The sequence below is a fragment of the Leptospira mayottensis 200901116 genome (assembly GCF_000306675.2).
In the GTDB taxonomy this organism is placed as follows: Bacteria; Spirochaetota; Leptospiria; order Leptospirales; family Leptospiraceae; genus Leptospira; species Leptospira mayottensis.
This window is the reverse complement of sequence record NZ_CP024871.1, coordinates 2,739,314-2,750,000: the sequence shown is the minus strand read 5'-3', so window position 1 is coordinate 2,750,000 and position 10,687 is coordinate 2,739,314. Positions and strand designations below refer to the sequence as shown.

General features: G+C 36.4%; 9 protein-coding genes and 4 pseudogenes (1 of these 13 only partly in view). 9 read left to right on the top strand and 4 right to left on the bottom strand.

What is annotated here, in order from left to right; all coding sequences use genetic code 11:
* Positions 1 to 434 carry the end of an LptF/LptG family permease gene (locus LEP1GSC190_RS12545; protein ID WP_002745044.1) on the top strand. Its footprint begins 1,393 nt before the window's first position, so the window shows 434 of its 1,827 coding nt (coding positions 1,394-1,827); the start codon falls outside the window, past its left edge; its stop codon occupies positions 432 to 434.
* Between the two features lie 37 nt (positions 435 to 471).
* Positions 472 to 1,302 (top strand): hypothetical protein, encoded by an 831-nt coding sequence (locus tag LEP1GSC190_RS12540; protein WP_002745009.1) that lies wholly within the window; start codon positions 472 to 474, stop codon positions 1,300 to 1,302.
* Positions 1,303 to 1,554: 252 nt separating this feature from the next.
* Here LEP1GSC190_RS12540 and LEP1GSC190_RS12535 read toward each other — a convergent pair whose 3' ends face one another.
* On the bottom strand, positions 1,555 to 2,358 hold the full coding sequence (locus LEP1GSC190_RS12535) for an FcpA-related putative periplasmic flagellar protein (protein WP_002745057.1): 804 nt from the start codon (positions 2,356 to 2,358) through the stop codon (positions 1,555 to 1,557).
* Between the two features lie 147 nt (positions 2,359 to 2,505).
* Between LEP1GSC190_RS12535 and LEP1GSC190_RS12530 the strand changes: the two genes are divergently transcribed.
* The 4 genes and pseudogenes from LEP1GSC190_RS12530 to LEP1GSC190_RS20350 form a co-directional block, all read left to right on the top strand.
* The gene (locus tag LEP1GSC190_RS12530; RefSeq protein WP_002745067.1) at positions 2,506 to 2,949 is read left to right on the top strand and encodes a methylglyoxal synthase; all 444 of its coding nucleotides are present in this window, start codon (positions 2,506 to 2,508) and stop codon (positions 2,947 to 2,949) included.
* A gap of 1,014 nt (positions 2,950 to 3,963) precedes the next feature.
* Positions 3,964 to 4,365, top strand: a complete 402-nt coding sequence (locus LEP1GSC190_RS12520; protein WP_002745041.1) for a hypothetical protein — start codon at positions 3,964 to 3,966, stop codon at positions 4,363 to 4,365.
* Positions 4,344 to 4,532 (top strand): hypothetical protein, encoded by a 189-nt coding sequence (locus LEP1GSC190_RS12515; protein ID WP_002745012.1) that lies wholly within the window; start codon positions 4,344 to 4,346, stop codon positions 4,530 to 4,532. The genes LEP1GSC190_RS12520 and LEP1GSC190_RS12515 overlap by 22 nt, the downstream gene beginning before the upstream one ends.
* Before the next feature lie 366 nt (positions 4,533 to 4,898).
* Positions 4,899 to 5,270, top strand: a pseudogene (locus tag LEP1GSC190_RS20350) (IS5/IS1182 family transposase); the annotation flags it as partial.
* Positions 5,271 to 5,570: 300 nt separating this feature from the next.
* Here LEP1GSC190_RS20350 and LEP1GSC190_RS12510 read toward each other — a convergent pair.
* Both LEP1GSC190_RS12510 and LEP1GSC190_RS12505 read right to left on the bottom strand, forming a co-directional pair.
* Entirely contained in the window at positions 5,571 to 6,665 is a 1,095-nt protein-coding gene (locus LEP1GSC190_RS12510; RefSeq protein ID WP_002744987.1) for an IS110 family RNA-guided transposase, read from the bottom strand.
* Positions 6,666 to 6,877: 212 nt separating this feature from the next.
* Positions 6,878 to 7,267: a hypothetical protein gene (locus LEP1GSC190_RS12505; RefSeq protein ID WP_002745061.1), complete on the bottom strand. Its 390-nt coding sequence runs from the start codon at positions 7,265 to 7,267 to the stop codon at positions 6,878 to 6,880.
* Between the two features lie 266 nt (positions 7,268 to 7,533).
* On the opposite strand from LEP1GSC190_RS12505, the pseudogene LEP1GSC190_RS20810 reads away from it, so the two are divergent.
* Positions 7,534 to 7,849 (top strand): annotated as a pseudogene (locus LEP1GSC190_RS20810) (transposase); the annotation flags it as partial.
* A 25-nt stretch (positions 7,850 to 7,874) separates the two neighbouring features.
* Here LEP1GSC190_RS20810 and LEP1GSC190_RS12500 read toward each other — a convergent pair.
* Positions 7,875 to 8,459: pseudogene (locus LEP1GSC190_RS12500) on the bottom strand (RHS repeat domain-containing protein); the annotation flags it as partial.
* Positions 8,460 to 9,101: 642 nt separating this feature from the next.
* On the opposite strand from LEP1GSC190_RS12500, the pseudogene LEP1GSC190_RS12495 reads away from it, so the two are divergent.
* Both LEP1GSC190_RS12495 and LEP1GSC190_RS12490 read left to right on the top strand, forming a co-directional pair.
* Positions 9,102 to 9,747, top strand: a pseudogene (locus LEP1GSC190_RS12495) (LBL_2463 family protein).
* 6 nt (positions 9,748 to 9,753) lie between these two features.
* Positions 9,754 to 10,686, top strand: a complete 933-nt coding sequence (locus tag LEP1GSC190_RS12490; protein WP_002744991.1) for an LIC10906 family membrane protein — start codon at positions 9,754 to 9,756, stop codon at positions 10,684 to 10,686.
* Position 10,687 lies beyond the last annotated feature (1 nt).

Genomic DNA, 10,687 nt, shown 5'->3' with positions numbered 1-10,687 from the left:
CTTTGATGCAACAAGGAAAAAAAGTCTTAACGGATTTTAACGTGGAAATTCACAGAAGAATTGCGATGCCGATTTCTTGTTTGATTTTTTTCTTTATCTCGTTTCCTTTGGGGCTCGTGGTCAAACGTTCCGGAAAAGGAATGAGTTTTACGCTTGCAGTCGTTTTCCTAATGATCTACTTTACATTTTTTACCTTGGGGAGTACGATTTCCTATAACGATAAGGTTCCTGATTGGATTGGTCCTTGGAGTGCCAATATTTTGATCGCGCTTTTGAGTATTAACATTATGATCAAAAGAACTGACATGGATTTGCCAAAACCGATTCAAAAGATTTTGGATAGAATTTCTGATCAAAAATCAAAATTGACAAAGAGATTGAAAAGTTTAAGTATATGGGGAAAAATAAAAAAGATCACAAAAAGAGGTCTCTGACCTGGGGATATAGTCGGTTAGTGTTAGAATGAATATAATGAGTCAGAAAAACGCGATTATTTGGCATCTTACTTCAGGGAAAGAATTCCCGATTCAAATTTGGAAACATCCTCGCATTAATATCGAATTGAGCAAGGTTCCTCTCGACGGTCTTGGTGCGATCGATTTACTGAAGTCCGATATTCATGTTTTTTTCCTTTCTGTAAGTTTGGGAGAATGGAATGAGATTCGAGAATTTATCAGAAAATTTGAACTTCATCCTTACGCTAGTTTAATCTTGGTTTATTCCGACGACGCTGAAAAAATCAGTAAAACCGTTCCTGAAAACAGTAAGATTGAAGTCCTCGAACATCCGGTTCATCCGAGAAATTTAAGACTCATTTTAGATAGGACAATTCAATCCGAATTTTATAAACTCGCCGCAAACGAAATTGGTAATAGTTGTTTGACGAACATCGGATTTTTTGAAGGGGTTTTTGAACTTGCTCAAAAAGAATACAAAGATGCGACTAAAGCGAACGAAGCCTTACAAGCCATTTTGGAATTCGAATCTAAAGTTAAGAAGAACAACGAGGAAATCAATAAAGCCTTGGAAAGAGTGAACGAACTTAAGAACAAGGAGTTGCTCGCTCTTCACGAACGTCTCAAGGTTTCCGAGATCTTGGATTCCATGAAAACCCAGGAGTTGAAAGACGCTCTTGATTTTAAAAAAGCGACCGAACAAGCGTTGAACTATTCTCATATAGAAGAGATCAAAATGGATAGAATTCTCGAAGCTCAGGATCGTCTTTTTGCATATACTGAAAAAGAGATCAAAGAACTGATCGAAGAGAATCGAAATCTGAAAAAACGTCTCGGAATTCAGTAAAAGTTTATTCTGAAACTCGGGTTTAGTTTGTAAAACTAAGAGCTTGTCAAACTAGGATAAAAATTAAGAGCCTGTCTTAAGAACTTTTAAAGAAATCAGTTACAATGATTCAATAAGTTCGTAATAAAATATAGAAATTGCTACCTATTACGTCCCTTTGGTAGTTTACGAGTTTGCAGGCATGTTTTATAACCGTTAAGTTCTCGTCGAGGTCCTATATTCTGAGGTTTTTTAAGACAGGCTAATTCTTTTTTAGTCTTTAAAAAGTTCTCTGGAAAATTCCTGATAATCCGCGGAGTTTTTTCCGAACTTAAATTCCGCATATAAGAGTCCGTGTTTTTTCCGAAGAATATCGTATTTTTCCTGAGCTTGGTCGTCCCGTTTTTTTTTGGAAAGGCGGTACGCTCTTTCATAACAATTTGCAAGAAAACCCTGGGCTTCTGAGTCTTCGTAGTATTTGTTTCCGATTTGAATATATCTTTCCAAAAGATCCATGGCTTGCAGAAAATTTTTTAAGGCAAGTTGGTGTTTGATGTATTCTCTATAGACGTTTGCTTGTAGATCGCGATAAGTTTCAGTGTCCTTGACCTTTGGATTCTGGATTCTTTCCAAAGAATTCATCGAGGAAACTAAAAGATGAATGGAATCCGATCTGGATTTGTTTAGGTCTCTTGTAAGAGATCTTTCAAAATTTTCGCGGCGATTTTTTCTTTGCCATTCGTATCGATCCGCTTCGAATGTTCGTTGATCGAATTCTTTCCGTTTTGCATTTATAAGGTCGTTCGTTTTTTTAAAACGATCTACGGAATTTAGGAAACTTTCTTTTGCTTTTTCAAAAAGATTTTTAGAATTTTCCTCGCTTGCGTCCCCCAATAAGTCCAGGTCTTCGAATTGAAGAGAATCTTTTCCCCAATTGGATTCTCCGTCGCTTCCGTCCGGGATCAGAATTTCAATCTTCTTTTCGTTTGGCGCTTGTTCGCTTTTGAGTGAAAAGGGAGAATGGAATAAAAGAAATAAAATCGTAAATAATCTAAAGTAACATGAAGAATGCTTCATCTGAGACCGGTTTAGGAACAAAGAAAAAACGTGAAAAGAATCACGGATTGACTTTGAAAAAAAATATTCTAGGTCAATTTAGGATTGTTCTGAAATTTGCGTCATCAAAAAATTAGGTCGAAAATAAACAAGAAAGAGTTATAAAAAATGAAAGAAGTTTCGGTACCAGCAACCAAGAGGATTGCACTCGTTGCACATGATAATCGCAAAGAGGATTTGGTATCCTGGGTCAAAGCCCACAGGGAAATCCTTTCTAAACATCGTCTATTTGGAACGGGAACAACGGGAAAATTGATAAGCGAAGAAACGGGACTTTCGGTTACCAGGTTTCTTTCCGGACCGTTGGGAGGAGATCAGCAGATCGGAGCTAAAATTGCGGAAGGGGATCTGGATATCGTTATCTTTTTTTGGGATCCGCTTACCGCTCAACCTCATGATCCAGATGTAAAAGCCCTACTCAGGATCGCTGTACTTTATAATGTGCCCATGGCTTGTAATCGTTCCACGGCTGATTATATGATTAGTTCTCCTCAATTCACGATATCCTACGAAAAAATTCTTCTGAACTTTGAACTGTTGTGTGAAAGTTAAATAACACCATTGAGCAGCTAACTCAAAATAGGTGAACCAAAACTCGATTCGGTTCCTAAATCTTTAGTCCGGTGACAAGATTTGGAAATTTTGAGACTATTCGTAGCCCTTCTATAATTTTTAGATACGACCACTTGAAATCCGTGTTCAAAGCAAAATGTCTCAAAACATCCCTCCTATCGTTTTAGGACGTATCTTTCTATACATCTTTCTAACGGACATTTTAGGATGATCGTTGTGGATTTCCCGAAACAGTAGGTAATCCACATTTCCTCCTGAATACGCAAATGAGGATTTAGTCTTTGATAGAAGAACTGCTTATTAACATTCAGCACTGAAATACAATGTAGACATTTTTATTTTCAATTGGGATCGTTCTTCCCAGTGTCATAGGAGCGTTTAGAACCAATTTTTTTTAATATCTACTCAAGTATTCTTTCTTTGCTAACTCGACCATCTTCTCTTCAAAATCGGTCTTTATCTGTTTCTGTCCGATAACACTTTCCGACTCTCTGATCTTGGCTTTCAGTGTTTCTAACTTTGTTGACTGTTCTTACTCCCGAAACACCGATCCATGGAGATGTAGTAGAGGAGTGAAAGAAAAAATACGAATAAATCCACTTGTAAATCGAATTTTTCGTTATAGAACATTCTCTACTTACCTCTGCGATTATCGTTACTTTGGTTTCTATGTCCGACACGATTTGCTGTGGCTCGTTGAACCTTCGTAATCGACGGTTCGATTCTTTTATCAATTGTTGTAACTTTTGTTTTTTGTTCATTTGTCTTTTTTCACTCGAAAAAAAAGGAAACACATTTCAGGAAAGACATAAAAGTGTAAATGAAAAAATGTTTTTCTCTTCAGTGCGCGAGTGATCGAGACCTACGCTTTTTTCCGCTTAAATGAGCTGTGGTAGAAACCACTAACAGATAATAGATCTTTTTAAAAATAGGATTAAAAATGAATAAACTTTCCATATTCCTTATATATTTGATCGGAGCGCTACTTGCGCTTTGTATGCTGATCCGCAGAGCGATTTAGCAAAATCGATCTATACAATTCTCGAAAAAAAGTATTGGGTCGAGAAACGATTTGTTATATTGGTTTTACCAGATAGTATAACTCGTTGTTCTGATAATCGGAGAAATAGAAAAAAAGAAGAGGAACTTGGAGCCTTGATGGAGAGTCTTGGAGCAAAGAATTATGTGAAAGATTTTTCTGTTGATGAGGAGAAGGCTTTAAATCCGAATAGACCGGGTTGCCCAATGGCTTTATTGAAAACAGAAAAAGTAGATTTTTTGGTTATAGTGAATATAATAGCAGGAGAATATAAAGGGGACCCATACTCAAAGATCGAACATTTAGATTTTCCTCCGGAAAAGTTGATCCGACTTTGCAGGCTAATTTACGTTTAGAAACTGAAGGAAAAGAGCCAACTGAATTAAAGATTCATAAAGATGTTCGTAATTTGAAGATATGGACTAAACTTTTAAAACGAATTACAGGGATGTCTGCTTTAACCGATTTGGAAGAATTAGAGGAACTTAAAGATGCTCAGGATATCAACGAAAACGGTTGTTGAATTTAAAAATCCCATTAAAAGGTGCGAAGTGAATGAGAAAGCTGACAAGACAAATTCTCCTGAGAAACAGTGTGTAAGTGTTGAATATGAAAATCCAGTGCAGGATTAGCCTAATCCGTTTTATTGGACACTTTTCTAACGCGGCGTTTTCTTTGGTCTCACAAAGTCTAAGGACGGATGAGATCTTTGCCTATTACATATAATGTACATCTATATAATCAAAAAGCATTTCTTCCGTTTCTCGAATTCTATAAAAGTAAATATATTCTATTCTTCTTTTCAGAGAACCAAAGAAGAACTTGGTGATCGATTCCCCTTATTTTCTAAGAAAAAGGCGTTCGTTTTTACTTTACTAGATCAATCTGTGCTTTTGTAATTGCTTCCACTGGAACTCATGATTCCTAAACTACCATTCCTTAATTTAAAAAATTTAGAACCATAAGAAATTCTAAGGTTCTGAAACCTGAGATTTTTTCATTGGGTACTGCTTATTCTAACAACACAATTAAGGACAAATTAGAAAAAGGAAAATTCAGTATCAATTCCAAATAAAAAGAGTGCGAGAGATACTGAGTGAATTGCTCTGCTTAATTTTTTTAGTTAGATGGTCGAATGTATTTTTGTCTGGTTCAACGCATTTAGAGTTTTAAAGACTTGCTGGAAATTCAAACTCGAAAACTATACCGCCTATTTCAATTCGCGTCTGCTATCATTTTATTTAGAATGGCCCTTAAATAGGTTTTGGGACAAGCTCTGATATGGCGCCCCCATCCGGAGCCGTAAATATTTTTTCGCATTTTTTTTTAATCACCCAATAATTTAACTCGTTAGAGAAAAGCATTCGCGACGATTGATCAGACTGATATTCGCGGGTTGGATACCGCAGGATAATCTATACATCGGGAGCTGTTCTTAGTCTTAAAACGAAGGTCAAATTTGAAATTCAAATTTGCTTCAACACTGAGCCAACAAGTATTCCTCCTTTATCGTACATCTTCTCTAACGAATTCAATTATTGGATGAAACATTACTCTAACTCTATGCAACCAGATTCATCGCCGCCCAAAGAAATCCGGATAACTCTCTTGAAACTGCCGTTATCATTACCTGAGGAGTTTTTCCTCTTTGCTGTAGATTACGAAACTTCTTGTGTAATCTGAGAGATGCTTTTTCCGCCAAAGCAACAACTAACGCAGGTTGTCCCGATCTACGTGCGGTTACAATCTTACTTCCCGTTCCAGGGAAACGATGTTGCCAAGCTGCTTCTGTCAAAATCCTTCGAAGTCTGGGACTTCCAGTTTTTGTTATCCCTGTTTGTTTTCTTTTGGAACCGCTGGAATATTCTCCCGGAACAAGTCCTAAAAAACTCATGAACGAACCGGCTGTTTTGAATCGTTTGAAGTCACAAACCTCACAAAGTAAAAACATTGCGGTTAGATAATCCACTCCTCGGAAACATCTTAATATTCCCACTTTCTCTCGATACGGTTCACTTTCCGCTATCTCTTGTATTCTCTTATCCATCGCTTTTAAATTCTCTTCTTGAACTCTTACCCGACTATAATAGTCGTTAAATGTCTCTTGAAGGATCTCATTGTTAAACTGTAGATTGTTCAACCATTTGTTATGACTGACTGTCCAATACTTTGTTGCTGAGTAAGTTATACCCTTTCTTAATAAGAATTTCATCAACCTCTGACGATTCCTTCCTAAATCCAAACGAAGGCTGTCACGGGATCTCAAATAATCCCTTACCGCTTCGTCCTCTTCACTCGGTACATGAATCGATTCTAATTCTCCACTTCGTAATAATTTTGCTAATTTGATCGCATCTCTTTTATCGGTTTTGATCTTATCCGAACTTTGTCTTGGTATCTTTCCGGGTGCTACAAGGATACAATTCACTCCCAAAGACTTTAGATATCTGTAAAGTGGATAACCGGTTACTCCCGCCTCGTAACAACTATGTATCTCGTTCCATTCTGATTTTAGTTTATTGACGAACTTTTTGATCTGAACCTCATTATGTTTTATCTGCTGTTCTTTTACTATTTCCTTTGTATTGTTCGTTAAACACGCAATTCTAATCGTTTCTTTGTGGACATCCATTCCTACATATATTTTTCTTTTCATTACGTTCCTTCTGTTGGTTTTCTTGTTTTGTGGTATATGCTTGCATCTAACCCACGGTTTTCAAGCCCAGAAGGGGCGCCATTTTGTCTTAAGAAAAAATGAACTTCAAGACTTTGGTTCGATTTTCTACAAAGCGGAAGTTAAACTTCCGCCGAGTTCTTCAAACAAAGTCTTGATTTTAAAACGAACTCTGAGCCAGACGGACTTCTTTTTTATCTGTTAGTCGATCGATCCATAACCCAGCCGATCGTAAAGGGAATAAAAATCATAGTTAGATAGCGAAGGCCGATTTGAATAAAGTAGTCTCCAGCGTTCATCTTAGACATCGGAAGTAAAATTAAGAAATCCAATCCCCAATTGATTGCTAACCAGATAAATCCTGTGCTTAGAAGAATCGAAAATTTCTTACCGGAGATTTTCAATGCAAGAGAGGCTAATAAAACACAACCCGTGAAATTTCCTACAAGGAGCATTACTGTTTTGAACAAAAATAGATCGGTCTGTAACTTTCCATCCCTCGAATAAAACGGAATCGCGACGATGAATGGAATCAACCAAACTAAAAAGCCGTAGCTAAAGATTCGTATTAGATACTGTTTCATAAAAAACTCCGATGATAAAGTATGTGCTTATCTCAAAAATTTTGATTCGATCCGCGAAAAAAATGATGAATCAAAGCTTTGGAACAAGCCCCTGGTAAAGTTTTAAGGCAGTTTATAAACCGGTGATAGGGATGCAATCTCTTATTCCGGGTAGGATTTAGTAGATAGCGTCCTAATAAAAAGTTTTCAGAAGGATGCAGGTTCCATAACAACGATCAAAGGTTAGATCGAAGCGTTTTCAATAGGAAAGTGAGTGATCCAGGAAAGAGGACGACCCATATAACCAGACCCAGGCGATGAGAAACAACGGTATTCAAGTTTCAGCGAGGATCCGAGGCTAGTTAAAAAAGTATGTCAAGAATCATCTAATGAGTAAATTAGTGAGAGTGGAAACAGAGAATGAATTGAACCTTCTCAAAGAGGCATAGAAAAGGATACGAGGACTTGAAAAAGCGTTATCGAATGTGACGATAGAGAATGTTCTTTACAAGAGTTTAGTCGAGGTTGCGGAGATAGATCTAAAGATAGATCTAAAAAATTATGGTCATCCTGTATCAAAGAAGCCAGGATAACTTTAGATAAGCTGAATATTAGGATAAATATATAGAATGCTTGTTGATTTTTCAAAAAAGCATTGGTAACTCCACTCGTCAGAGATGTTCCCACTCGCAGGATCATGAATTCTTTTAGAAATCAAGTTTCCATTCTTTGCATATTCAAAAGACTGCTGAAACTTTCTGGAAAGATTCCCATCCGCAATTCCTAAATAACTACCGTTAGCAGATGTAAGACGACCCAAACCGTCGTAGCTGTAGACAAACTGAGTGTTAAAATCCGTAGAATTATTAACAACATTCGTAATGTTGTTGTTCGGATTGAAGGAATACACAGCGTCTTGCAAGACTTTCGCATTACCACCCACATCCCCGGAAGAATTAATGCGAACCATTCTCCCTTTTACGTCATATCCGTAGGAAGTTGTAATCCCGTTTCCAAGGGTTAAACTTGAAGTCTGACCAAACTCGTTGTAACTGATGTTCTCAACGATGTCTTTGTTACAATATCCCGGTAAAATTCCGTTCGTGTTTACTTGAACAGAAATCCCTGAAATGTAACCCGCAGAACCATATTCATAACAAGCTCTCATCCGTCCGTGACTGATCGGATGTTCCGGATAATCGATCCGAGTCACACGACCGAGTAGATCGTATTTAGTTAGTGGATAGGGCGGCTCCGCTTCGCGGACCGGGCTCTCGGCTCCAGTCAATAAATTGCATGCTAAAAACGTAATACAAAGTATTGCCCTTATTCCCAATTTATTGACTCCGCTTCGATCCCTGCCGCGTTGTGGGTTTATGTTTCATCGTTGTTCAAGTGAGATCCCAGAGTGTGACCCATAGGAATTGTTCTGTTGAATTCAGAGTCGGGTAATGAATTACTTTCGTTTGTAGAGAAAGATCGTTCCTTTATTCCAGTGAACACAACACGACATACTAAATTATCCCGCTTCGTAAGTCTATGTTATTTCTTTTCCTCTTTCAAACCCCTCTTACTCAAAGAAAATCGTTTTCAAAGAACAATAAATTGCACTGCTTCGCACCGCCGGTGCAGTGAAGCAGAACCCTCGGAAAACCCCAGTCTTCAAACCAATGAGTAAAATATAATACAATTCCGACATATTGAAAATATTTAAGAAATTACGCAGAACTGAGTCCAATGTTGTTTCTTACGATCATAACAAAATGCTTTAACGCCCATCCTTTCATTAATCGAAACCTTCTGAGAAAATTAAAAGTTGCTATTTTGTCAACCCAAGAGACATAGTTTCATTGCTATGATTAAAATTACAAACAACCTAACTCGATCAGAAATAAAACTGTATTCTGTAAAAGATTTATATTCATGTTTTATGTTAGAGACTCAGAATCCAGAAAACTTTCATACATTACAAACACTTAAAGATTTCGTATTCACAATCAATCAAAAAGCTGGCAACTCTTATCCCAGGCAGGATGACGGATTAGATTATGATTCAACTTGGTTTTTTGTTACTTTTGAAAACGAAATTCTTTCTTGTATGCGAATTGTTGTAAAAACGCCAGAAAATCAAATTCCTTTAGAAAGAGGTTTTATTCTCAATTCCCAAAACCAACAATACAAAGTCATTGTTGACAATGTAGCTGATTGGAATTCAGTCGCTTTTGTACAAAGCCTACAAGGCGCAAAAGCGGCAAAATTTAACTTTGCTTGTGTAGCCAAGTATTGTTTAGAACAAAATTTTAATTTAATATATGGAATGTTTAATGATGAACGAAAAGGAATTGGGCGAATCTATTTAGAAGCGGGAGCAAAAATTTCTGAACAGTTTCCAAAAAAGATTTTTTTCAAAGACTTTCTAACGTATGGAGAGACAGCAACGTTTACAATAATAGAAATCGAAAAACAGTTTGCAAAAATTGTCTGGAACCTTACGATTGTAATATTCTATGTCCAAAAATTTATCAAATGAGATCATACTTCTCAATTCTACTATGGCAATTTTTATTTTTTTCTTGGGAATCTATGTTTTATATCCCAATTCAAAATCAAAAACTCAGAAATATTTTGGTATTTTGTGTCTGTTATTAGGTGCATGGTTTCAATCTTTTATATTGAGAGAGATTGTTCCCTCTTGGTCTTATAACTGGCTGATTAATTGGGCGCTGATTCCTTCTGTTCCGATTCCTTATTATTTGTTTAAGATTACATCTTCTTACGATCAGCAAGAACAAAAAGTCAAAAAACCGAGAAGAACTTTTTATTTTCTGAATTTTTTACTGATCTGTTTTTTTTCTCTTCACGCATTTTCGTTACAAACCTTACACGTTTCTTCTAACCATAATCAGAATTTTTCTTTTGAAAGCAGTTATGTTTATAAGATTTTACTAATTTATTCTCTCTGCATGGTAATTTTATCTTTAATAAACTTAGCTTTCAATGTAATGCGAAAAAAAGGAAGAGCTAAAACAAATGCGGTGTTTTTGCTTTTAGGCTTAATTCCGCCGATAGTTTCCGTTTTGGTTTTTATCTATATTCGACCAGTGCTCTATGGAGTATTTTCAGGTGGATATACGGTAATTGGATTTATATTCGGGATTCTCATCTGGCCAATTGCAATCATGAATTGTGACGCTTTTCAACTTAGGCAATTTTCGACTTATCCTAAAGAAAGAGTCTTAACAAAAATTACAAAACCAGCGTTTAACTTTTTATATTCAATCGTTGATAAAAAAGCTTGGATGTCGGAAGTCTTTTCAAAAAACATTCACTTTATGAAGCTAGTTTTGATTAAAGATACGGAATTGAAAGATCACTACGATTATTCTTTTGTAAAAAGAAGTTCGATATTAGCTAGAATGTTTGGAAATTACATTAAATAAT